Origin of the sequence: Microcoleus sp. A2-C3 (assembly GCF_036706065.1) — a bacterium.
Classification (GTDB): Bacteria; Cyanobacteriota; Cyanobacteriia; order Cyanobacteriales; family Microcoleaceae; genus Microcoleus.
The window spans coordinates 15,290-38,738 of record NZ_JAUBVX010000026.1; the positions used below are offsets into that span (position 1 = coordinate 15,290).

Below are 23,449 nucleotides of genomic sequence, written 5' to 3' on the forward strand. Positions count from 1 at the left end.
TAGTCATAGGTCATTAGTCATTAGTAAAATTGCTAGAGATTAATGGCCCTTGGCTAATTACGCTTTCCGTAAGGTGCGTAGTGCGCACCCTACATAATTAGGTTCGGTGTAAATACTGAACTAAAGACTAATTACTACTGACTAAGGACTACTGACTACTAACCAATTACCAATTACCAAGAAGCTTATGTTTGGTCAGATTGTAGCTGGAAAAAGTGGCAATACAGCTTCCGCCGGTCGCTGTTTTCGTTATGAAGTGGCGGGCTTGCGCAAAAGCGATGATACAGAAAATATCGATTATTCGATTCGATCGAGCGGGAGTACATTTATCACCGTACCGTACAATCGGATGAATCAAGAAATGCAGCGGATTACTCGCATGGGCGGTACAATTGTCAGCATTCAGCCGTTAAGTGCGATCGCAGAATCGTCTCATGAATCATCCCATGAATCATCGGGTGATAACTAATAGTTGAAAGTTTCCCCAACCCGCGCAGGCGGGTTTTGTCTGTGTAGAAGCGATTTCAATCGCCGAGTTTCCCCAACCCGCGCAGGCGGGTTTTGTCTGTGTAGAAACGATTTCAATCGCCGAGTTTCTGTGTAGAAGCGATTTCAATCGCCGAGTTTCCCCAACCCGCGCAGGCGGGTTTTGTCTGTGTAGAAACGATTTCAATCGCCGAGTTCCTTTTAGGACTTTTAGGACGGGCTAGAGCCCATCCCACAACTTTTAGGACTAGAAGCCCATCCCATAACTTTTAGGACGGGCTAGAAGCCCATCCCACAACTTTTAACTAATAACTAATAACTATGAATTATGACGAATCCGACTCACCGCCGGCGGGTGTAGCTGAGGGCGAGTCTTTAACAATTGAACAGGCGATCGCAAATTTGCACTCCCCAGACTACAGTCTCCGGTATTACGCTGCTTGGTGGGTGGGCCGATTTCGAGTCAAAGAACCGGCGGCGATCGCAGCTTTGATTGCAGCATTACAAGAAGAATCAGAACAAACAAAAATAGGCGATTATTCCCTATTACGAAATGCGGCGCGGGCGCTGGGTAAATTGGGCGACAAACAAGCCTTACCAGCGCTGACTCACTGTTTGGAATGCGCGGATTATTACGTGCGGGAAGCGGCGGCTCAAGCTCTCGAAATGCTGGGCGATCGCGATTCCATTCCACCGCTCATGCAGCTATTGGATGGGGGCGTAGCTGTGGCGCTACGAGTGGCTGGCAAATCGCACCTTGTGCAGCCTTACGATTCGGTAATTGAAGCTTTGGGCACGCTGCGAGCGACAGAAGCTATACCGCTAATTGCACCTTTTTTAGAGCATTCTGTGGAGCGGGTGCAGTACGCTGCGGCGCGGGCGATGTATCAGTTAACTGGCGATCGCATTTACGGCGATCGATTGATAACGGCTTTGAATGGGGATAATTTGCAGTTGCGGCGATCGGCTTTGATGGACTTGGGGGCGATCGGCTATTTGCCGTCAGCGCCAGCTATTGCTGAAACTTTAGCAGAAAATAGCATGAAATTGATTGCACTAAAAGGAGTTTTGGAGCATCACCTAAATCAACAAGAATCTCTATCTTTGTCTGATGAAGCTATCCAAGTGATGAATTTAATGGATAGTTTACTTTGACCAAAATTAGTTCGCAACTGCCATAGGATTGCTTTAGCGATTCTCAATTGTCTGCCGTATATTCCAATACGGTTCACTTAACACTATTTATGCCCCGGAGATCCCCCTAAATCCCCCTTAAGAAGGGGGACTTTGAGAGGTTTCTTGTCCCCCCCTTTTTAAGGGGGGTTAGGGGGGATCTTTCTTAAGTAAACCGTATTGCCGTATATTCAGGACACAGCACATTCAGGACACAGCAGTGCTGTGTCCCTACCGTATAGCTAAATACGGTTCCACTTAAGATTGTCATTGCGAGGAACGAAGCAATCGCAAAATCTATTTTTCATAATTTTTAACCGCCTGGATCGTCTTAAGTAAACCGTATTGCCGTATATCTGTATTTCAGGCAATTGAAAACTATTTTATCAGTTTTAGCCTCGTGAATCGGCGACGGATGGTTTGATGGAATGAGGGAGGAGGCTTTAACTATTAATTTTCATGAGTTTTGAGTAAAAATATTGAGGGTAGTAGCTGTTATGAAGCATCAAGATTTTTGTGAAGAATTTGCATTTCTCCTAGTTAAGTATAAAGCAACTCATAAAGCAAAGCAATATGGGGGAGTCCCTCTTTCTAGTATATGTTGTACGTTGAGAGGACTTCTGAATATGCGTACTGAAGGAGTGAACCTGACTTCAGAGGAACATCTTTTTCTAAAAGAATGGGAATGGATAATGGATCTTTCTCCCTCCAATCCTCTGTATGAAATTCTTAAGAAATTTGACTCTGGTGAGAAACTGAGTGTAAAAGAAAGGATAGTTTTGGAACAAGAGCAACAACAAGTAAAGATTATTTGGGAACGAGAGCATCAACGAGAGGAACGAGAGCATCAACGAGAGGAACGAGAGCATCAACGAAAGCAACAAGAACAAATAAAACAAGAGAGGCATTTGTCTGAACTAGCGAGAAAATACCGAGTTAGTAGCTCGGATTTAACGATAAATTCTCTTTATGACCTTATTTGCCAAATTGACAGTGGAAATCCACTGAGTGATTCAGAGATGGAATGGATGAAATCGAGGCGGTTTTATGAACCGATAAAGATTTATCGGCAAATACAGCACTTTGCTTTACTAAAGGCTAAGTACCAAGCAACTGAATATCCAGATTGTTCGCTTGATAGCCCTTTGTATCAAATCCTCAAGCAACTCGATGCAGGAGAAAGATTAAGTGATATAGAGGCTAACTGGCTGTTCAATAACCAACTGATTGATACTCTAGAAATTTTTTGGCAACAAAAAGCTGGACGGGAAGCTGAATTTGCCCAACTAAAGGATAAGTACAAAGCTAGTGAATACGCAGAAACATCTGTCTCTAGTCCACTCTATCAAATATTGAATAACCTGGATGCAGATATGCAGTTGAGCAAGTCAGGACTTAACTGGCTAGAAGAGCATCAACTGAGCGAAACGCTTAGCATGGTTTTGGAGATTGAACAGAAACGACACTTTGCTGAACTGAAAGTTAAGTATAAAGCTACTACTTGTGAGGATTCATCTCTCTCTAGCCATCTTTATAAAGTTATCAAAAAAATTGATTTAGACAATCCGCTAGGTGAGCAGGATATTAATTTTCTGAAAAAGCGTAAACTGACTGAGACAATTACTCTGGCGCTTGACAAATATGCTGCTAGTCTCAAGTCCAAAATTCAATCGGGAGAGCCGTTGAGTGAGGCTGATTTTGATTGGGTGAAACAGAATGGACGTGATGATGTAATTACTTTTGCTATTGAAAACTATGTTGTTGATCTGAAATTAAAAATCCAATGGGGAGAGCATTTAAGTGAGGCTGATTTTGATTGGCTGAAACAGAATGGACGTGAGGATGTAATTACCTTTGCCCAAGAGAAGGAATTTGCGACTCTCAAGGTCAAGTATCGGATTATAGATCATAATTTTCCCTTCGATCCGTTTTACGCAATTATGGTAAAATTGGAGAAAGAAGAGCGTCTAGATCCTGTGTTAGTTGTTCAGTTAATACAACAGAAACTTTTAGCTAGTCATGGAAAGATTGCTATGGCCTACCACAGGCTTGAAGCGCTTTTCTACGATCGCGAATATGAGCGCACTGGAGATAAATGGAACTTGCCCAACGCCAGCAGTCATTGGCGCAAGGCAGGTGAACCGAGAAGTGCATTGAAGGTGACAGAAAATCTGGACTTCGACCAAATCAAAGAAAATAAGCTCAAGTCAGCTTTGTTAACAACTAGGGGCGGTGCTTTTCGAGATATTGATAAATTAGATGATGCTGAAAAGTGCGCGCTAAAAGCTATTGAGTACCAGCCTCAGAGTCATCATCCTTACACTTTGATGGGAGCTATTTGTTATGAGCGGGGTCAATATTCACAGGGCGATGATTGGTTTAACAAGGCAATTAAACGCGGTGCTGAATCAGAAGATATAGATTCCGAACTGAAGCGGGTTGTCAAAAATGCTAAGGATGAGAAGCGTCGGGAAGTTGTGGAATATCTGCTGACAAAAAATCCGCAGCGCTATGCTTGGGCTAAGGCTTATAGGAAGCGCGAAGGCGGTGAGGATGTACGGCGCAAGAATTCCTAGCGCAGGTATGGAGTCGAGTTTTTTTGCGGATTCGACTCTTTAACCAAGATTGTCCTATTTCGAGTATGGTAAGCTTCAATACGGTTCATTTCAGACAGTCCGATCGCCAAAACGATGTCAAAAACAGACACTGCGATTGCTTCGCTCAGACGCTCGCAATGACAAAAAAACATTAACCCAAGCGTATTGGGGTAAGCTTTCCCAGTTGATCGCCGCGCCTCACCGACGCTGCAAAAAGTTCGATCGCGCGATCGACCCAACCTACAATTACAATGATCACGGTACAGCTTACAAATCAATGGCATTAGAACTAATTCGCGCAGTCGAACAAGCAGATTCTTCCGAAGGCTTGTTAAACGCAGTCAAAGCACTGGCGGCGACTCCTTCCAAAGAAGCAATTCCTACCTTAATTACAGTCCTCGGCTACAACAACCCAGGCGCTGCTGTGGCCGCCGTTGACGGACTGATTCAACTCGGAGAACCCGCCGTGCTGCCGCTGCTAGAACAGCTTGACGGCTACAATTACGGGGCGAGAGCTTGGGCTGTTCGGGCTTTGGCGGGAATTGGCGACCCCAGAGGTTTAGAGATTTTGCTGGATGCTGCGGCGAATGACTTTGCTTTGAGCGTGCGGCGGGCGGCGGCTAGGGGTTTGGGGACGATTTGCTGGGAACTTATGCCCGCAGAACAAATTGCAGATGCTCAAATTCGCGCAGTAAAAACCCTGCTGCAAGCGTCCCAAGACCCGGAATGGGTGGTTCGCTACGCAGCAGCGGGGGCTTTGCAAGCTTTGGCGGTTGCTGCGACTGTTCAACCGGATTGGTTAACCGAAGTTTTGGCCCAACTTGAGGAAATAGCCCAAAGCGATGAAACTTTAGCAGTTAGAGCTCGCGCAGTGCTTGCTAAGGAAAAATTGTCACCTGGCTAGGGTTTGGGCGATCATCTCTTCCAATTCCCCTTGACTGAGAGTGGTTAATATAAAGACTTCTTGTACGGTTTTGCCCTGTCTGGCAATGATTTTAAATCCCCCGCGGATGGGTACTGACACTCTTAATGTCATGCGGGGGATGTGTCCTTTAACTTTGTTAATGACGCCTGGGGTAACGGTGTGAATGCCCATTTTGAGGGTGAGGCGCTCTAAAATTGGTATCAAACCGGGAAGGTGGGTGGAGTGATTCCAAACTAGGCGGCCTTTGGGTTGTGGGTTCATTACTTTTTAACCAAATTCAACATACCCAGTCTAAGCCACCCTCTGGCCGAACCAATTTGAAATTCCCTCAAGTTATGTATCAATAACGTTACTGTACGTGTCATTGAGAGCAAAGCGACGCAATCTCAAACCGAGGTTTTTGATTCCGGGCGCGCAAGCTGAGATTTTCTTTACCAGAATTGTCCTGTACTTTTTGATGTTTTGGGTTGGTAAATGTCGGTTTTTCTAGTTGAGTTGCGATCGCCCGGAACATTTCTTTGGCGCTGCAAGGTTTCTGGAGGTAGCCATCGGCTTTGAGTTGCTGGGCTTTTTCCATTTCCGAACCTGTCATAAAAATAAACGGAATGCTGGCGGTTGCCTGGTACGATCGCAAAATCGCAAAAACTTCCAAACCGTTGAGTTCCGGCATCATCACATCCGACAAGATTAAATCGGGAATTTGGGCGGTCGCTAACTGGATACCGACTTGTCCGTTTTCCGCGCCTATAGCTTCAAAACCGTGCAATTGCAGGAGTTCTATAACGGTTGCTCGGATAAAGTTATTATCTTCAATTACTAATATTTTTGGCATTTATTTTAGTTGCTTCTCTACTTTATTTGTCTTTATACCTGATAATTTTGGCAGGTAAACTTTGTAAACTCAATAGGGTTATTGCAAAGAACCGCTGTTTTCGGGCCGCTTTTTATGGAAAGTGCGATCGCAGGCACCGACAAGAATAGTATTAATCGACAGTCAGTGTTGATCACAAACCTCAACAATCTGACGCTTTTTAGTGCAGTGTCGCATCTCATAAAAGAGTAGTTATATACACCAATCAAAATCTGCCAATCATGGCTTCGGTTCATACACTTTATCTGTCTAGAGCTTGCTGTACGATCGCCTAAGCGTTAAGCTATCTGCAAGACTTTGAAGATACATAGATCTTCCAATGGCATTTAGGCCCAGTTACTTCAAAGCTGAGTACAAAATTAATTGAATATGCGGACACTACTTTTAAATACTCTCGATAACGTTCAAAGTTTCCGCTTGGGTTACTTGTTCCGTAACTGGCGTGGCGATTTGACAGGTGGACTAACAGCGGCAGTCGTAGCACTGCCCTTGGCGCTGGCTTTTGCAGTGGCGAGTGGAGTGGAACCGCAAGCCGGACTCTACACCGCAATTGTGGCGGGGATTGTAGCGGCAATCTTTGGTGGTTCACCCGTTCAGATTACCGGCCCTACTGGGGCAATGGCAGTCGTTCTAGTGGGAATTGTCGCCAAGTACGGCATCGAAAAGGTTTGGATTGCTGGGGTAATGGCCGGGATTATCCAGGTGGCCTTGGGGATTGCCAAACTCGGACGGCTGGTGAAGTTTATTCCCTATCCGGTGACGGCGGGATTTACTAATGGCATCGCCGTGATTATTTTTTGCGGTCAGCTTAATAATTTCTTTGGCTTGCAATTGACACGCAGCGAACATTTTTTACCGGGATTGTGGGAAAGTGTGACCCATATACAGGGTGTAAATTCGGCGTCGGTGGGGTTGGCAATGGTTGTAATTACCACACAACTGCTTTGGCCTCGGATTAATACTACGATACCGGGTTCTATGGTGGGGTTAATCCTAGCGACTGCTATAGCGTCGTTTTTTCACCTCCACGTCCCCACTATCGGCTCGATACCCCAATCGTTACCGGTGCCGCAAGGTATTCCCCACTGGACTGATTTTGGTCTGCTGCGAGAGCTAATTAATCCTGCCTTCGCACTGGCTGCATTGGGGAGTATTGAGTCGTTGCTGTCGGCGGTGGTGGCTGATGGTATGACAGTCAGCGAGAAACACAATAGTGACAGGGAACTCATCGGTCAAGGGTTGGCGAATATCATAGTGCCGTTTTTTGGGGGAATTCCGGCGACGGGGGCGATCGCTCGTACTGCTGTCAATGTCCGTGCTGGTGGCCAAACTCGACTTTCTGGCGTGATTCACGGCCTTGCTTTAGCGATTATTGTCTTGACTTTAGCTCCCCTCGCGGCACAAATTCCCCTAGCGGCCTTGGCTGGCATTCTGATGGTGGTTAGCCTGCGGATGATTGAGTGGGAAGCGATCGGCTTGCTGATGCGTGCCACATACTCCGACTTTGGTGTGATGATTCTTACCTGGCTAGTCACCATCTGCTTTGACTTAGTTCTAGCCGTAGAAGTCGGATTAATTTCAGCGGGTGCTTTGTTCATCAAGCGGATGAGCGAGTTGAGCCTGGCCAAAATTCCCGAAACCGAAGTTTTTCCTCCCGGTGTTCCCCTGGAGTTAAGCAAACAAATTGCTGTTTATCGGGTAGATGGGCCTGTATTTTTTGGTGCCGCCGAACGGTTTGTAACCTTCCTGCGAGATGAACCAGAAGTGAAGTTTCTGATTTTGCGACTGCGGTTTGTACCGAATATGGACACCACTGGGTTAGTCGCCCTCGAAGACATCTACCAGGATCTGAAACGCCACGATTGCCGCTTAATTCTCACGGGTTTGCAGCCGGAAGTTCAACAACTCCTAGAGCGATCGGGAATCTTGGAAAAAATTGGGTTATCAAATTGTTTTGAAACGACGACGGAAGCAATTTTTTCCATCACTCCTGCGATCGAAAAATTCGCTCAACCTGTAGTTATAACGTCTGAACAAAAAGAGTTGGTGGCCCCAAAAGAAGATTGATCAAGTTTATTTAATACCAATTTAATGGGTCGTTGCACATATCTCGATCCCCCTAAATCCCCCTTAAGAAGGGGGACTTTGATCGGAATCTTGTCCCCCCCTTTGTAGGGGCGGTGGATGGTGCGTGCCCGCCCTGGCTAGGGGGGATATAATTCTATGCAGCCTCATAAAAAATTGGTATAAGAGAGATTCCAGCCGCCTGACTCAAAAATTTTCTATTTGAGTCGGGCGGCTACTTGCAATAATGCCTCATAAATCCGCCGCTTTGGTTAAGCGAGACTAAAAACTGTGCAGTTCACAAAATTACTGCGATCGGGTAAAATATAACTTGGTGTATAGCGATTTATTCAGGAACAGGATATGTCAGAATTTTTAGACTTTCTCCGACATCAGTTTGCCTACGTTGCCATTGGCGAATTTAAACCAGGAAAATTCAAAGAAGCAGAAGAACTTTTTGAAAAAGCCGTTGCAACTTATGCCACAGGTTTTAAGGGAGCATACCTGTTGCAATTGCCAAATACAGACAAAGGTATTGCCATCATTTTTTGGGAAAGCGTAGAAGAGATGGCCGCCAATCAAAGCGAAGCTTATCAAGAAATATTGAAGCATATGACGCCTTTGTTTGCCAAAATTCCCGACACAGATATTTATGAAATCGTCAGTGAAATTAAGCCAAAAAGTTAATGATTAAAAATTCTGCAACCTGCGCGTCATTCCCATTCCCATCGGCGTTTTCCGCCCGACTCCGCTGTAAAGTGCAAAATCTGCTAAAGCATTAATTTGCTTGATAGCAACCGGATCAACATCTCCCATAATTCGGTAAGTAATATCGCCGACGCAGCCAATAAATTTACTGCGGGAATCCGTACTAACTTCTGTGCGGATATCGAAGAAACTGGGAAAAATAGATTCTATAAAAGTAGGTTCGATCGCAATTTCGCTATATTTGTTCCAACGATTCGCCAAACTGCCAAAAATACTCTCTCTAGTCGGCATCGCACTGTCGTAAACACCTTGCCGAAAATTAGTAGGAGTGCAGAAGGTAAACGCAATTTGGCGCTCAGTGTCGGAAGCGCGATCGAACAATTCGGCGTAACTGCAAAAATTCACCCAAGGCTGGTTTGATTGCGGTTCGCTCAAAATATTGGTAATGTACAAATCTGTAGGGCCCAGATGCCAAGGGCGGTCAAAATTCAGTTGTTGCCAAAGTTCAGTTAGGCGATCGAACAAACCGTCATCCAGCAGAGAAATTCGCCACCAAATCGCTGTATTTTCACGAATTGCTTGCTTTTGTTCCCACTGTATTGCCGGAAAAATTGGGCGCGTCGCCGCAGGCAAAACTCTCTTTTGTGTCAGCGCAGTGCTGCTTTTTGCCACCTCTTTTCTGCTTACTTGGAAAAAGCTTAAAGTGAAAGCTTTTTCATTCGATTGGTCATGCAGGTACGCGCTCAAATCGCTGTCTACAGCACTCACAAGGTTGAGAAATAAGGCATGAAGATGCCGTCCCGTTAAAAATTGGGATGGGATTGGTGCAACGGGTAGCAGGTTTAAAACGAGGGTGTGGGGCATTTTAAAATTATATATTTTGTCTGTATATCTGTTAGGTTACTATTAATATTACAGCTAAATTGCAATTTATAATATTTATACTGATTATTCATAAAATACATTTTTGAGATTGTTTAGAATAGTTCTTGATTCGTGCTGGTGCGTCGCTATGAGATTGTCCATTTTTTGGCAAAAATTGATCGCAGGCGACACACCCTACGGCTGATATTAATGAATTAGGCGATCGCAATTTCGGACGACAAATAAACGTCTTGAATGGCGTGGAACAATTTTACACCTTCTTCAAAGGGACGCTGAAAAGTTTTGCGGCCGGAAATTAAGCCGCAGCCGCCAGCGCGTTTGTTGATTACTGCGGTGCGAATGGCTTCGGCAAAATCGTTTTTTCCCGAAGCACCGCCGGAGTTGATTAAACCCATTCTTCCCGCATAACAGTTGAGCACTTGATAGCGTGTTAGATCGATCGGGTGATCCGTTGTCAATTCCGAATACACCAGGCTGTTGGTTTTGCCGTAACTCTCGCCGCTGGCTTGAGCGACTGCTGCGTAGCCGTTGTTGCATTCGGGCAATTTTTGCTTAATAATGTCAGCTTGAATTGTCACCCCCAAGTGATTTGCTTGACCTGTTAAATCCGCTGCTAAGTGATAATCTTTGTCTTGCTTGAAGATATCGTTGCGGAGATAGCACCACAGAATTGTTGCCATTCCGTATTCGTGAGCGTGGGCAAAAGCTTGACTAACTTCTTGGATTTGCCGCGTCGATTCCGGCGAACCAAAATAAATTGTGGCTCCGACTGCAACGGCTCCCAAATTCCAAGCTTGTTCGACTGATGCAAACATTATTTGGTCGTATTGATTGGGATAAGTCAGCAATTCGTTGTGATTGAGCTTGACAATGAAAGGGATTTTGTGCGCGTATTTGCGAGATACGCTTCCCAAAACTCCCAGGGTTGTCGCAACGGCGTTGCATCCTGCGGAGATTGCTAGTCTGATGATGTTTTCGCTGTCAAAATAGATGGGATTTGGTGCAAAAGAAGCGCCCGCCGAGTGCTCGATTCCTTGGTCTACTGGTAGGATCGATAAATAGCCAGTATTTGCCAAGCGTCCGCTAGAATAAAGTTGCTGGAGCGATCGCAAAACTTGAGGAGAGCGATCGGTTTGAGCGAAAATGCGATCGACCCAATCCGGGCCTGGCAGGTGCAACAAATCTTTAGAAACTTTTGCTTGATGGGTGAGCAAGTCTTCGGCTTCGTCGCCCAGCAAAGATGCGATCGCACTGGGAACTGATACTGTAGCTGTCATGCAGATTTCCCTCTCAATTTCAATTGCAGGCTGATGATTGCAGACATTAGCCTTGCTGATATTGTAGCAAACAATTCATATTTTCGATCCAGGCAATTATCAGCCAAGTTTTTAATAAGATTAGAGACAACAGCAGCGGGACGCGCTACTCTAGAATAAGCTGGCAGTTCCGCAGCAGCGAAAACACCAGCGATCGCCGATCGACACACAACTCCGCCATCACAATGTCACACACTTACTTTGATTCTGAAAACAGCCACAAATCCTTCGAGATGCCCGGTGCCAGACCCCACTACAACCCCGATCGCCCCGGACAAGTAGAGCATATTTTCCTCGATTTAGTGCTAGATATTCCCAAACAAAGCTTTCGCGGCACTTGCAGCATCCGCATCAATCCAGTTCGCAGCGGTATTGACAAATTAACCTTAGATGCTGTTAACCTGGACATTAAATCAGTAAAAGTCGGCGAAACTAAGCAAGATTTCGACAGCGACGGCGAAGTGCTGCAAATTCAACTGCACGAACCAACAACAGCTTACGAACCAATTACAATCGCGATCGCATACTCGGTCGAAAAACCCCAGCGCGGCCTCTATTTTGTCGGCCCAGACAAACACTATCCAGACAAACCAACACAAGTTTGGACTCAAGGCGAAGACGAAGATTCTCGCTTCTGGTTTCCCTGCTTCGACTATCCCGGACAACTCGCTACTTCGGAAATTCGAGTGCAAGTTCCGAGACAACTATTTGCCATTTCTAACGGCGAATTAGTTAGCACAAAAAATGACGGCGACGATAAAATTTATCACTGGTCGCAAACTCAGGTGCACCCAACTTATTTAATGACCTTAGCCGTCGGAGATTTTGCCGAAATCAAAGACGAATGGAACGGCAAACCAGTTAATTATTACGTTGAAAAAGGCCGCGAAGCCGACGGTAAGCGCAGCATGGGCAAAACGCCCCAAATGATTGAATTTTTCTCTGAAGCATTTGGATATCCTTACCCTTTTCCTAAATATGCTCAAGTCTGCGTCGATGATTTCATCTTCGGCGGCATGGAAAATACTTCGACAACTTTGCTAACAGATAGATGCTTGTTAGACGAACGCGCCAGCCTCGACAATCGCGCTACAGAAAGCTTGGTAGCCCATGAATTGGCTCACCAATGGTTCGGTGATTTAGTAGTAATTAAACACTGGTCTCATGCTTGGATCAAGGAAGGTATGGCTTCCTATTGTGAGGTGCTGTGGACTAACAAAGAATACGGCAAAGAAGATGCGGCTTATTATATGTTAGGTGAAGCCCGCAATTATTTAGCTGAAGACAGTTCTCGCTACCGCCGCCCAATTGTCACTCACGTTTACCGCGAAGCGATCGAATTGTACGATCGCCATTTGTACGAAAAAGGCGCTTGCGTGTATCACATGATTCACGCCGAGTTAGGCGACGAACTATTTTACAAAGCAATTCACACTTTTGTGCGGGATAACGCTCACCAAACTGTGGAAACGATCGATTTGCTAAGGGCGATCGAAAAGGCGACTGGTCGCAATCTAATGTTTTTGTTCGATCAGTACGTTTATCGCGGCGGTCATCCAGATTACAAAATTGCTTATTCCTGGGATGGCGACAACAAATTAGCCAAAGTGACTGTCACACAAACTCAGATAAAAGATAGCAAAAAGGACAACGGTAATAGCAAAGATGTCTTTGACCTAAAAATTCCCATCGGCTTCGGTTATAAGCCGGAAAAAGATGCAGACGAGCGAAGTGCTGCTAATATAAAAACCTTCACGGTTCGAGTGCACGAACGCGAGCAAAGTTTCTATTTTCCGCTAGAAGAGAAGCCCGCATTTATCAGTTTTGATGTGGGCAATAAATACTTAAAAACCGTTGTTTTAGAGTATGGAGTTGCCGAATTAAAAGCTCAGTTGCAGTTCGACCCTGACCCGGTTTCCCGGATTTACGCAGCCAAAGCTTTGGCGAAAAAGGGAGGACTGGAAGCTGTGAAAGCGCTGTCAGAAGTTCTCAAAAAAGATCGGTTTTGGGCTGTGCGGGCTGAAGTGGCTACTCAGTTAGTTGAAATTAAACTCGACCAAGCTTTTGATGGTTTAGCAAGTGGTTTGAAAGATAAAGATGCTAGGGTTCGCCGCGCTGTGGTGAATGCGCTGGGCCAAATCAAGACTCACGAAACTTATAAGGCGCTGAGGTCGATCGTCGAAAAAGGCGACGACAGCTATTATGTAGAAGCGGCCGCAGCTAGTGCTATGGGCTCGATCGCAGGGGCGAATCCCGACGAAAAACCGACGGACGAACAGGTACTCAAAGAGTTAAAATTGGTTTTGAAAGAGCGTCAGGGCTGGAATGAGGTTGTGCGATCGGGTGCTATTGCCGGTTTGGCACAAATGAAAACTTCTGAAGATGCGCTGAATCTAATTTTGAAATATACAGCTATCGGTACTCCGCAAGCTTTGCGCTTGGCTGCAATTCGCTCTTTGGGGACAATTTCAACAGGTCAAACTAAGCTTAATTTAGAACGGATTTTGCACCGATTGGCAGAATTATCTAAAGAGACGTTTTTCTTGACTCAAGTATCTGTAGTAGTGGCTTTAGGACAGATGGAAACTCGCAAAGCCATTCGGATTTTGCGTTCTTTAGCTGACCAAACTCCCGACGGCCGCGTCCGTATGATGGCTGATGAAGCTGTGCAAAGAGTGCAGAAAAATGCTGGTTCTGATGCAGCGGTGAAGCAGTTGCGGGAGGAGTTAGACCAGGTGAAGAAGGAGAATCAAGATTTGAGGAGTCGGATGGAAAATCTGGAGGCTAAGGCGAAGAAAGATTAGAGGGAAAACCGCATACCGGCGCAGATAGAGGCATATTTGGGCGATCGGCTTTTATCTGCTTGTCGGTAGAGGATGGCGCGCGGTTATTATTATAATAATATTATTGTTCCGTGGGAGTGCAGGGAAATTTCCTATTTTCGACAGACAGGAAAAGCCAAATATGTTTATTATCCACTTTATTGCTGTCTCAACTTGGGAAGTGTCTAAAATTAGGATGCTTTTTTTATTTTTTAGTTGTAAACCCTTCATGAGGTTACAGCAGCTTTTGCAGCCAGAAATATTGCAGAAATCATGAGTATAAAAATCGCTTTACTGGTTGATCAATCGGGGGTAATTCCCTATCGCATTCAAGACGGAGAAATTGAAGTAATGCTGATTACTTCTTCGGCTAGCAAGCGCTGGGTGATTCCCAAAGGATTAATTGAACCTGACATGACTCCCCAAGATTCGGCCGCCAAGGAAGCTTGGGAAGAAGCAGGTTTGTTGGGTAAAGTGTTCCCGGATTTGCTGGGTACTTACGAGTATCAAAAGTCCGGCTACACTTGTCAGGTAGAAGTATTTTTAATGCAAGTGCAAGCAGTTCTAGAAATTTGGCCGGAAGCTAGCAAGAGAAAGCGGCAGTGGGTAAGTATTCCTAAAGCAATTAAGCGGGTTAATGAACCGGAATTCAAACTCATTTTGGGGGATTTGCCGCATCGGTTCTGGTGAAGAGTCATGGGTAAGGGCAGGTTTACCAATACTTTGGTTTTCAACCATAAATTCGGGTGAACTCGCTAAAAGAACAACATGACTGAAGACTATATGCTGTAAAATTCTGGAGATGCGATCGCCCGGAGCCATCTCCTCAGATGACCAACCTTAACCCGATTAAAATTCTCTCCCTGAATGACCTGCGCGATAACAAGCCAGAACGTCCAGGCTGGTCACTCACCTTCGGAGCCATCTGTGCAGATGCAGCCGCCGTTTGCCTCGACCATGCAGGACAGTCTATCCCTGTGACGCTGAAAATCGAGGGGATTCAACCCTGTGAAATCCAAATTCAATGGGATGCGATCGATGATACTATCCGTCGGTTCAACGCCGATCGGGAAGTGGCCACTGAATATGGAGCCTACGGTATCGCGGCGCTCATCATGCCTCACCTCACTGGACTCACCATCATCGAACGTTCTGTCAAAGGTAAAGGCTTAGGTTTTGACTTTTGGCTTGGTTCGCTCGAAGATCCAGGCACGCTATTTCAGCGCAAAGCCCGCTTAGAAGTATCTGGGATTCGTAAAGGTTCTGACAGCATTATTCAAGCCAGAGTTAACATAAAATTAGAACAAATCCGCCCTTCAGATAACGTAGCTCCTGGCTATGTATCTGTAATTGAGTTCGGTACTCCCAAAGCACGGATCGTCAAAAAATGCAGACCGTAGAAGCCCTTCACCACGAAGCAATGGAACTGGTCGATCGAGCCGTTCTCGCCCGTCAGTGCGGTGATATCGACCAAGTGACTGCACTCACCAGAGCCGCCTTTGCGAAAGAACGGGCGGCAGCGGATTTAGTAGCAAACGAATGGGATTTTGAGCCTACTCGTTCTATACTGCATCGGAGCGCCGCCGTACTTGCCATTGAGTGTGCCCAACTCCGGGAAGCAGAACGGCTGATTGGACGCGCCCTCGCAGGCAACCCTCCCACAGACATTGCTGATGAACTGCGTGACCTGCTTATAGAAGAAATTTACTCGCAGCGCCCAGCGATTGGAGCTTAATTTATTTAGGCGTTAGCTGAGAGGAAAGGAATGCTTTCGGCTAAGTTATCCTTAACTTCAATGCCCTGTTTTCTAGCCCAAAACTGGCTTAAAAAGTGAATTTGCCGCAAGCCGACAATTAAATTTAAACCTGGTACAAACATCCACCAAACAGTTAGTGGTTCTTTGATTCCTTCTTGGCTGTACAATTCGTTAACTGTGTTGTAAAGTTTGAACTGCACGATGTAAATCCAAGCAATCCCCACGAAGGAAAACCAACCAAACCATCCGGGAACGTCGGGATCGAATATCCGCAAACCTTGGGGGACGGCTACTCCTAAAACAAAGGGCAATAAACAAAGTGTCCCCGACCAACCCTTGCCGTTATAGCGACGCAATTCTTCTTGAATAATCCATTTGTACCAGCCGTAATATAGTAGCAAGCTGACTCCCGACAGCAAAATTACTCGCCACAAGGAGCGGGGTTTACCTAAAGGTTTGTCGGACATTTTTAGATGTAAGATATGAATGGCTTTATTTATTGTATTAACATTTGTTAATTATTGCAAAATCATCTCTCGGATCGATCGCGCGGTTGCAGGGGCCAGCAGCACACCGTTGCGGTAGTGGCCGCTAGCGACGAGAACGTGGCTGTTACCGGGAAGGGCTTCGATAATTGGGGCGGGCCGTCCTTCGGGGCGCGGGCGCAATCCTGACCATTTTCTGAGGATTTCAGCTTCTGCTAAGGCCGGACAAAGGGCGATCGCCCTTGCCATCACTTCATCCAACATATCAGTATTCGCCTGAACTTCCCCGCCATTTTCCGAAAACTCCACCGTCGCCCCCACCCAATATTCCTGATTGGCTAAAGGTACAATGTGAACGTCATCGCAGGTAATTACTGGCGCAAAATCTGGGTTTCCTAGAGGATTTTTTGACCGCAAATGCAGCGCTTGTCCCAACACCGGGCGAATGTCCACCAATTGATTTAACGATGCAGTAACAGCCCCAGAACCCAAACCAGCCGACACAATTAGGCGATCGAACTCGCCACTAGCAGCAATCGCCCACCCTTCAACTTCCACCCCAAACTCAAAAATCACCCCATTTTGTGCAGCAGCATCCACCAAAGCCAAAGTTAGCGCGATCGGATCGACTTGCCGGTCTTGAGGTGAATAAATTGCTGCAATAATCTGATCATTTAAATAAAGATGAGGGCAAAACTCGCGCACTCGTTCCACATCCCAAAGTTCCAATTTCCAACCTTGAGATTCGCGAGTTGCGATCAACTTTTCCCACTTACTTAAATCCTCTCCCTCCGAACACAGCATCAAAATTCCCTGTTTATTAAACGGAATTTTCCGCCCCGTAACTGCTTCCAATTCAGGAATCAAAGTTTCGTAGCGCTGAAGGCTGGTTTCCCGCAATTTCCAACTTCTGCCCTTAGTTTTGTGACTGATAACTCCCATCAACACGCCGAGCGCTGCACCTGTAGAACCCTGTGCCGGCTGCTGTTTGTCGAACACTGTGACTTTTAGTTCGGGGGATTTACTTAGTTCAAAGGCGATCGAAGCCCCGACAATACCGCAACCAATAATTGCAACGCGAATCATTCAATTTTAGATTTTAGATTTTAGATTTTATAGAAGAAGAAGACCGGGCGGTTGAAACCGCGTCTCTACAAACAAAACCCGCCGACGCGGGTTTAAGAACGGGCAGTAAAAATTAAGTTTTACGTTGTTTTCTTCAGTCCGCGGAGGCGGACTTCGTTTTTGTAGGCGCGGTTTCAACCGCCGTCTTATCTTCAGTTGGCGTCCGGCGGACATCGTTTGTATAGACGTAGTTTCAACCGCCCTCTTATCTAAAGTGATTAGGCTTTAGGAATTAGCTGCAAGAAACTATCGAAATGATTCACAGCTTTTTGATAACTAGCCGTGATTTTGGCATAGTCAGCCACTTTAGCAGCGTTGTCAATCTCCACCAAATCAGCAAACAAACTCTTGGTCAAATCAACAGCTTCTTGTTGAGCTTTGGGTAACAAAGTGCCTGACACGGTTTTCATGGTGCCGCGCAAGTCGCCTAGAGGCCCGTGAATGTAAGTTTTGGCATCAATCCAATTTCTGTTTTGAATTAGGGTTCCTAGGTTGTCCATGCGCGATCGGAATTCTGTCAGGGTAGGAGCATAGCGCTGAATTTGCTGGATCTGGGCTGCTGTGTAAGTCGTGGGAACTTTTGCTTCGACACTACTGCAACTAACCAGAAATGCCATCATAAACGCCATCATCAAGGCAAAAAATGAACGGGGACGAGTCATATCGATTTTTGATTTTTGATTTTTGATTTCTCGTTGCGGGCGGGTACGGGTACACCGCCCCTACGCACCGAGAGTTAGGTACAAAATATTATTTTACCTCCTGACGGCGCAGAAAAGTTATCATAGCATCGCCAACTTTTTCTGACCAATGTTCTTGAGGATAATGCGAGACTTCTTCTAGGGTGACTAACTCGGCATTTTTCATGGAACTGACTAATTTTTTAGCTGGTTCAACACTCAGCCAAGGATCGGTTAAACCCCACACAAATAAGGTTGGTTGTGTCCATCCTTGTAAGCCGGATTCAATTTCTGCCATTGATTTTGGCAATTGAATGTTACGGACTGTATTCATTAGCGATCGCCCCGCATCCGAACTCTTCAAAAACGGGCGGCGGTAAACATCTAAATCTTTGTCTAATACTCTGATGCGACTGCCGCCTTCGAGGGTTCTGTCCACCAAAAGTGGGTCTTGGGTGATCATATCGCCAATAAAAGGCAGCCCCAACTGCTGCATTTTCCAAGGCAATTTGATATCTGCTGAAATTGGTGTATTTATGACCACTAAACGATCTATTTTATCGGGATTTCGTAAAGCGTATTGAATGCCGACAGATGCTAAAAATCCTTGGACAACTAGGGAAAATTTGTCTAATTTTAGTGTTTCAATAAAGCCACTGAGGGCATCAACAAAGGCATCGGGAGTGTAAGCAAAGTCGCGTTTGTCTGGTTTTGTCGATCGCCCGTAGCCCACCCAATCCGGCGCGATCGATCGAAATCCCTGGGCTGCCAAATCCGGCATCAGAGCAGTCCAGGTAAAGCTTTGGGAAGGCAAACCATGCAGCAGCAACACTGGTGGTTTATCACTTTCGTTAACCGGATTTGTTTCCCGATAAAACCATTCCAGCGCGCCTACTTGAATTGTTTTGTCATCAATTGGCATTATTTTACTTGTTATAGTAGATGTTGAAGGAAGAAGGAAGAGGGAAGAAGGAAGAAGGAAGAGGGAAGAAGGAAGAAGGAAGAGGGAAGAAGGAAGAGGGAAGAAGGAAGAGGGAAGAAGGAAGAGGGAAGAAGGAAGAAGGAAGAGGGAAGAAGGAAGAAGGAAGAAGGAAGAGGGAAGAAGGAAGAAGGAAGAGGGAAGAAGGAAAAGAGAAGAGGGAAAAGAGAAGAGAGAAGAAAAAATTTAGTAGAGAAGAAGGCTTTAGTTATTATCGCGCGTTTGTGATATTTATCTAAAGAATAAGGCGGGGAATACCCGCCTTACTTACCTAATAGTTGGGTACGCATATATCGGCTTACCCAACTCATGAAAGTCCTGCTTAGAAATTCATTTCAGCAGCTTGAACTTTTTCGACCTGTTTCTTCTTAAGAACCAGCATAATTTGAGCCAGCATGGTTATAGCCACGAAAGCCATCAATCCTTTAACTCGACCTGCACTTTGTAGCACAATTTCTACATCTTTTTGACCGAAACCGCCCACATTAGGATTGTTCGTCAAAAGTTCGCCGGCAGCAACTGTTTGTCCTTCAGTAACAATCAGTTCTGGGCCTGCGGGAATTGTATCAACAACCGCTGCACCTTCTGCTGGTTGAATTGTCACTTCATAACCGCCATCTTCCGGTTGAGCAATCTTAGAAATGCTGCCAGCTACCGAAGCATTATAAACAGCATTGTTGCTCTTAGCGCCTGTAGGATAAAGCTGACCGCGACCACGGTTGCCGCCGACATAAATTAGATATTTGCCGTAGTGAACTGACTTGTCAGTTTCAGGATTTGGCGACAAAACTGGGAATACCAATTCTTTGTATTGTTCACCAGGCAGCGGGCCCACTAAAACAATATTTTGTTGGGTTTCGCTGTAAGGTTGGAAGTAAAGATCGCCGACTTTTTCCTTCATTTCTTCGGGAATTCTGTCAGCGGGAGCAATCTTAAAACCTTCGGGTAACATCACAACGGCGCCTACATTCAAGCCGCCTTTGCTACCGTCGCCGGTAATTTGCTGCACGCTTTGATCGTAGGGAACTTTGACAATAGCTTCAAAAACTGTGTCAGGTAAAACAGATTGTGGAACTTCAATTTCAGTCGGTTTTGCACCGAGGTGGCAGTTGGCGCAAACAATGCGGCCTGTGGCTTCGCGGGGAGTAGCGGGTGCTGTTTCCTGGGCCCAGAAAGGGTAAGCAAATGCTGCTTGGGGAAGTGCGATATCGCTGGTGAGGAAAAATGCGGCGGTGACGATCGCAATTAAGGCAGTTTTGGCGATCGTCTCGGCACTGCGGCGAAATATCGCAGATAAATTAGTTTGTGGCATTAGAGTATTCAATCTCAAAGGTCAGACAATTTAGTGATTGATCAGAAGTGCGAGCTTAAAAGCTCGCGAACAGGAGTCATTAGTAATTGATCATTAGTCATTTGTCGTTAGCTGATGTTATTAATCCGCAGTCTTAATTCCATAGTTATTAGTTGTTAAATACTGACTAATAACTAATAAGTTTTTACTGCTAACTAATGACTAATGACTCACAACTAAGACCACCAAGGTGCTTCGCCGCTGCGGAAATCTGTTTCTGTCCAAGTGGTAAAAGCAATCTTGTCATCTGCGACAGTGGCGTGGGCCAGGGCCAGAGACAAAGGTGCGGGGCCACGTACCACTTTGCCCTCACTGTTGTATTGAGAACCGTGGCAAGGACAGATAAACTTGTTTTCGCTAGCATTCCAAGGCACGACGCAACCCAAGTGAGTGCAGACTGCATTGATGCCGTAGTCGGCGAGAGATAAGTCTTCTTTCACCACAAGATAGGTGGGGTCGCCTTTGAGGCCTTGGGCTAAGGTGCGATCGCCCGCGGGGTGCGAAGTCAAATATTCGCTAACGATGATGTCGTTGCCCAAAGCATCTTTAGCAGTGACACCGCCACCGGCTGCCCCACTCGACGGAGGAACAAAATACTGGACAACGGGATAGAGTGCGCCCAGTGCCACACCTGTGACTGTACCGAACGTCAGCAAATTCATAAATTGGCGACGCCCCATATCGGGAACATCGGGATTTCCAGCAGAAGATTGAGCCATGACCTGCCTTTACGGTTTTAAGTTACGTTTGTTTGTTAGGGAATTTGTACGTGCAGATAACTGGCGTAGTCGCAGCCCATCTGCTCGCACCAACTTTAGGCAGCGAAAATTCCTTTTAAGAATGAGCCTTCCAGCCTTTATTAGAGTATTATTACATTTTTTGAACTTTGTCTTTTATTGTTTAAGAGATTCACTCAGGAGCAACCATGACGGGCAAGGATTTACACCAGCTACTCCTAGAAAAATGGGGAAAATCTTACGATATCAGATTGCGGCGGACGCGGGGCAAGATTTTTGTGCAGGTGATGTGGAAATATCTCGAACAGGTGTCTTTTCCGATGACGGAGGCTGATTATTTTGAGCATTTGGACGCGGTGGCCAATTACCTCAACGGCTGGGGCAGCACGGAACAGGTGAGAGAATACATTGTCACTACTCGCGATCGCCCGCGTTTGGGCAAAGCTGTCAGCGTTCCCCTGGATTTGGGCGAAAGAGCCTCAGAGTGGTTGCTTGACGAGTTTTAAGTCAGTAGTCAGGAGTCAGGAGTCAGTAGTCAGTAGTCAGGAGTCAGGAGTCAGGAGTCAGGAGTCAGGAGTGGTCGATCGCCCCAGCGCGGCTTGTAAAGTTTTGTGTCTGGGCGGGGCTGGATTTTTTAAGTTGAAAGTCCCAAAAATCGTGAGGCGAACTTGTCAGCCGACTTGCTGGCGCTGACAAACTAAGCTGTCGCGCAGCTAGTTTTCGCAGTTTTTTTGATGAAAACTCTTGTATGGCGGGCTTTCCGATGCGAAGAATGCTGTGAAATATAAATGTCGCAACAGCTTATGGGGTTCTTGTAATTTTGGGCGATCGAATTTCTAGCTTACCAAAATCAACCGAACCAATTTCTGTCAACAATTTCACCTACAATGAGTCTCAGATATCTTGTGAAATTTAGGAGAATGTTGTAATGGGTGTTGCAGTTGGAATGGTTGAAGTCTTAGGATTTCCCGCTGCCGTAGAAGTTGCAGACTCAATGGTGAAAGCAGCCCGAGTTACTTTAGTTCGCTATGAAAAGATAACCCGTGCCTACTGGACAATTATAGTTAGAGGAGATATCTCTGAAGTGCAAGCAGCCGTTGCTGCTGGAATTGAATCAGTTAAAAAGGTCGATGGCGGAAAGTTGCTATCGTATCACATAATTGCTCGTCCCCACGAGAATCTAGATTACATTTTGCCGATCGGCTACACACCTGAAGTCGAACAGTTCCGAATGTAGACAAAGTTTTGATAAAACTTTGGTGTGGAGTTTTAACTTTTAGCAATTATAGAGGCGCGGGCGATCGCACCTCTATATTTTTTGGCAGCGAGGCGATCGATCTTTCTAATTCTCACCGCCCCAAAAGCTTCACCAAACCAACGCCACCAAAGTAAAGAGCGAGCACCGCACCCCCTAAAAGACTTTGCGTTAAAGGGTCAGTAGAAGGCGTTAAAACCGCACCCAAAACAGCCGCTCCCAAGACTACATAACGCCAGCCCGATAGCATTTGCTTAGAAGAAACTATGCCCAAAACACCGAGCAATACTTGAACGATTGGGATTTGAAAAGCTAAGCCTGTGCTGAACATTAACAACAGCACAAATTTAAAGTATTTGTCGATCGACCATAATTGCTCTACAACATCCGCCCCGTAGGTAACAAAGAAGTTCAGCGCCGCCGGAATCAGAGCGATGTAAGCAAATACTAAACCGCCCAAAAATAGGAAACTCGAACCAAAAAACACTGGGCCCAGCAACCCGCGTTCTTTGCGAGTCAAACCTGGTAGCACAAATAGCGCTATTTGGTAAAAAATAAACGGACTGGCAATTAGCAAACCGCAGTATCCCGCTACTTCAATCGAAACAAAGAAATACTCGCCCGGAGCTAGTTGCAAAAACTTGACTGGCCCGGCGGGTACTTCTAACAATTGTACGATCGGTTTAACTGTTAAAAAGCAACCAACTACACCGATGGCTACGGCAATTAGTGAGTAGAAAAGTCGTTGCCGCAATTCTTCTAAATGGTCGAATAAAGACATTTCAACTTCGTCGGGAAGTTCGTCTAGAAATTCGTTTTCGAGGTTGCGGGAACCCATGAAACTGTCTGCGATTGATGCAATGCTATTTTCCGGGATAACTTTTTCGTCTTCTAAGTTATCGTCGGCGATTGGTGCAATGCTATTTTCCGGGCTAACTTTTTCGTCTTCTAAGTTTTCGTCTTCTAAGTTGCTGACATCTACAGAATCATCGGCGATTGGTGCAATGCTATTTTCCGGGCTAACTTCTTCACCTTCTAAGTTGCTGACATCTACAGAATCATCGGCGATTGGTGCAATGCTATTTTCCGGGATAACTTCTTCACCTTCTAAGTTGCTGACATCTACAGAATCATCGGCGATTGGTGTAATGCTATTTTCCCCGCTAACTTGTTCGAGGTTGTTGTCGGAATCTTGTTCGGATCTCTCCAAGTCTGAGGGCACAGTCATAGGTAT

At 45.7% G+C, this 23,449-nt stretch carries 24 protein-coding genes; 13 read left to right on the plus strand and 11 right to left on the minus strand.

Going from position 1 to position 23,449, the window contains the following annotated elements; all coding sequences use genetic code 11:
- Window positions 1–187: 187 nt before the first annotated feature.
- The 4 genes from QUB66_RS15750 (at window position 188) to QUB66_RS15765 (ending at window position 5,160) form a co-directional block, all read left to right on the plus strand.
- A complete protein-coding gene (locus QUB66_RS15750; RefSeq protein ID WP_265239846.1) occupies window positions 188–469 on the plus strand; it encodes a phycobilisome linker polypeptide in 282 nt (93 codons plus the stop codon).
- Between the two features lie 338 nt (window positions 470–807).
- Complete coding sequence (locus tag QUB66_RS15755; protein ID WP_332970280.1) at window positions 808–1,641, plus strand: HEAT repeat domain-containing protein; 834 nt, start codon at window positions 808–810, stop codon at window positions 1,639–1,641.
- 515 nt (window positions 1,642–2,156) lie between these two features.
- Window positions 2,157–4,235 (plus strand): tetratricopeptide repeat protein, encoded by a 2,079-nt coding sequence (locus tag QUB66_RS15760; RefSeq protein WP_332970279.1) that lies wholly within the window; start codon window positions 2,157–2,159, stop codon window positions 4,233–4,235.
- A gap of 298 nt (window positions 4,236–4,533) precedes the next feature.
- Entirely contained in the window at window positions 4,534–5,160 is a 627-nt protein-coding gene (locus QUB66_RS15765) for a HEAT repeat domain-containing protein (RefSeq protein WP_265239881.1), read from the plus strand.
- Here the strand turns inward: QUB66_RS15765 and QUB66_RS15770 are convergent.
- A complete protein-coding gene (locus QUB66_RS15770) occupies window positions 5,149–5,442 on the minus strand; it encodes a DUF2103 domain-containing protein (protein WP_265239843.1) in 294 nt (97 codons plus the stop codon). The two genes, QUB66_RS15765 and QUB66_RS15770, sit on opposite strands and share 12 nt — an antisense overlap.
- Window positions 5,443–5,542: 100 nt before the next feature.
- Window positions 5,543–6,013 (minus strand): response regulator, encoded by a 471-nt coding sequence (locus QUB66_RS15775; protein ID WP_265239842.1) that lies wholly within the window; start codon window positions 6,011–6,013, stop codon window positions 5,543–5,545.
- A gap of 408 nt (window positions 6,014–6,421) precedes the next feature.
- Between QUB66_RS15775 and QUB66_RS15780 the strand changes: the two genes are divergently transcribed.
- Window positions 6,422–8,119: a SulP family inorganic anion transporter gene (locus tag QUB66_RS15780; RefSeq protein WP_332970278.1), complete on the plus strand. Its 1,698-nt coding sequence runs from the start codon at window positions 6,422–6,424 to the stop codon at window positions 8,117–8,119.
- Window positions 8,120–8,479: 360 nt separating this feature from the next.
- The gene (locus QUB66_RS15785) at window positions 8,480–8,803 is read left to right on the plus strand and encodes an antibiotic biosynthesis monooxygenase (RefSeq protein WP_332970277.1); all 324 of its coding nucleotides are present in this window, start codon (window positions 8,480–8,482) and stop codon (window positions 8,801–8,803) included.
- A gap of 3 nt (window positions 8,804–8,806) precedes the next feature.
- Here QUB66_RS15785 and cas6 read toward each other — a convergent pair whose 3' ends face one another.
- Both cas6 and QUB66_RS15795 read right to left on the minus strand, forming a co-directional pair.
- Entirely contained in the window at window positions 8,807–9,688 is an 882-nt protein-coding gene (gene cas6 / locus QUB66_RS15790; RefSeq protein WP_332970276.1) for a CRISPR-associated endoribonuclease Cas6, read from the minus strand.
- Window positions 9,689–9,903: 215 nt separating this feature from the next.
- Window positions 9,904–10,986, minus strand: coding sequence for a class I fructose-bisphosphate aldolase (locus QUB66_RS15795; RefSeq protein ID WP_332970274.1), 1,083 nt, complete (start codon window positions 10,984–10,986; stop codon window positions 9,904–9,906).
- A 224-nt stretch (window positions 10,987–11,210) separates the two neighbouring features.
- Here QUB66_RS15795 and QUB66_RS15800 point away from each other — a divergent pair, with 224 nt between their 5' ends.
- The 4 genes from QUB66_RS15800 to QUB66_RS15815 all read left to right on the plus strand — a co-directional run bounded on the left by QUB66_RS15800 (window position 11,211) and on the right by QUB66_RS15815 (window position 15,582).
- A complete protein-coding gene (locus QUB66_RS15800) occupies window positions 11,211–13,829 on the plus strand; it encodes a M1 family metallopeptidase (RefSeq protein WP_332970272.1) in 2,619 nt (872 codons plus the stop codon).
- 291 nt (window positions 13,830–14,120) lie between these two features.
- Window positions 14,121–14,537, plus strand: a complete 417-nt coding sequence (locus QUB66_RS15805; protein ID WP_332970270.1) for an NUDIX hydrolase — start codon at window positions 14,121–14,123, stop codon at window positions 14,535–14,537.
- Between the two features lie 140 nt (window positions 14,538–14,677).
- Complete coding sequence (locus QUB66_RS15810; protein WP_332970268.1) at window positions 14,678–15,247, plus strand: hypothetical protein; 570 nt, start codon at window positions 14,678–14,680, stop codon at window positions 15,245–15,247.
- Window positions 15,235–15,582, plus strand: a complete 348-nt coding sequence (locus QUB66_RS15815) for a hypothetical protein (protein WP_265239834.1) — start codon at window positions 15,235–15,237, stop codon at window positions 15,580–15,582. Before QUB66_RS15810 ends, QUB66_RS15815 begins: the two co-directional genes overlap by 13 nt.
- Before the next feature lie 5 nt (window positions 15,583–15,587).
- Here the strand turns inward: QUB66_RS15815 and QUB66_RS15820 are convergent, their stop codons facing one another.
- The 4 genes from QUB66_RS15820 to QUB66_RS15835 all read right to left on the minus strand — a co-directional run bounded on the left by QUB66_RS15820 (window position 15,588) and on the right by QUB66_RS15835 (window position 18,815).
- Complete coding sequence (locus QUB66_RS15820) at window positions 15,588–16,070, minus strand: hypothetical protein (protein WP_265239833.1); 483 nt, start codon at window positions 16,068–16,070, stop codon at window positions 15,588–15,590.
- A gap of 51 nt (window positions 16,071–16,121) precedes the next feature.
- A complete protein-coding gene (locus QUB66_RS15825) occupies window positions 16,122–17,174 on the minus strand; it encodes an NAD(P)/FAD-dependent oxidoreductase (RefSeq protein ID WP_332970265.1) in 1,053 nt (350 codons plus the stop codon).
- A gap of 257 nt (window positions 17,175–17,431) precedes the next feature.
- Window positions 17,432–17,902: a photosystem II protein PsbQ gene (gene psbQ, locus QUB66_RS15830; protein WP_375339847.1), complete on the minus strand. Its 471-nt coding sequence runs from the start codon at window positions 17,900–17,902 to the stop codon at window positions 17,432–17,434.
- 61 nt (window positions 17,903–17,963) lie between these two features.
- On the minus strand, window positions 17,964–18,815 hold the full coding sequence (locus tag QUB66_RS15835; RefSeq protein ID WP_265239830.1) for an alpha/beta fold hydrolase: 852 nt from the start codon (window positions 18,813–18,815) through the stop codon (window positions 17,964–17,966).
- On the opposite strand from QUB66_RS15835, the gene QUB66_RS15840 reads away from it, so the two are divergent.
- Window positions 18,799–19,062: a hypothetical protein gene (locus tag QUB66_RS15840; protein WP_265239829.1), complete on the plus strand. Its 264-nt coding sequence runs from the start codon at window positions 18,799–18,801 to the stop codon at window positions 19,060–19,062. The genes QUB66_RS15835 and QUB66_RS15840 overlap by 17 nt on opposite strands.
- A 132-nt stretch (window positions 19,063–19,194) precedes the next feature.
- Here the strand turns inward: QUB66_RS15840 and petA are convergent, their stop codons facing one another.
- Together petA and petC are read right to left on the minus strand one after the other, a co-directional pair.
- The gene (gene petA / locus QUB66_RS15845; protein ID WP_265239828.1) at window positions 19,195–20,184 is read right to left on the minus strand and encodes a cytochrome f; all 990 of its coding nucleotides are present in this window, start codon (window positions 20,182–20,184) and stop codon (window positions 19,195–19,197) included.
- Between the two features lie 215 nt (window positions 20,185–20,399).
- The gene (gene petC / locus QUB66_RS15850; protein WP_265239827.1) at window positions 20,400–20,942 is read right to left on the minus strand and encodes a cytochrome b6-f complex iron-sulfur subunit; all 543 of its coding nucleotides are present in this window, start codon (window positions 20,940–20,942) and stop codon (window positions 20,400–20,402) included.
- A 206-nt stretch (window positions 20,943–21,148) separates the two neighbouring features.
- Between petC and QUB66_RS15855 the strand changes: the two genes are divergently transcribed.
- The gene (locus QUB66_RS15855) at window positions 21,149–21,466 is read left to right on the plus strand and encodes a DUF3067 family protein (protein ID WP_293224989.1); all 318 of its coding nucleotides are present in this window, start codon (window positions 21,149–21,151) and stop codon (window positions 21,464–21,466) included.
- Between the two features lie 422 nt (window positions 21,467–21,888).
- Entirely contained in the window at window positions 21,889–22,197 is a 309-nt protein-coding gene (locus tag QUB66_RS15860; RefSeq protein WP_106149684.1) for a carbon dioxide-concentrating mechanism protein CcmK, read from the plus strand.
- Window positions 22,198–22,309: 112 nt separating this feature from the next.
- On the opposite strand, the gene tatC is transcribed toward QUB66_RS15860, so the two are convergent.
- Window positions 22,310–23,053 carry a twin-arginine translocase subunit TatC gene (gene tatC, locus QUB66_RS15865; RefSeq protein ID WP_265239880.1) on the minus strand — a complete coding sequence of 248 codons (744 nt, stop codon included), beginning with the start codon at window positions 23,051–23,053 and terminating at the stop codon, window positions 22,310–22,312.
- Between the last annotated feature and the right edge of the window lie 396 nt (window positions 23,054–23,449).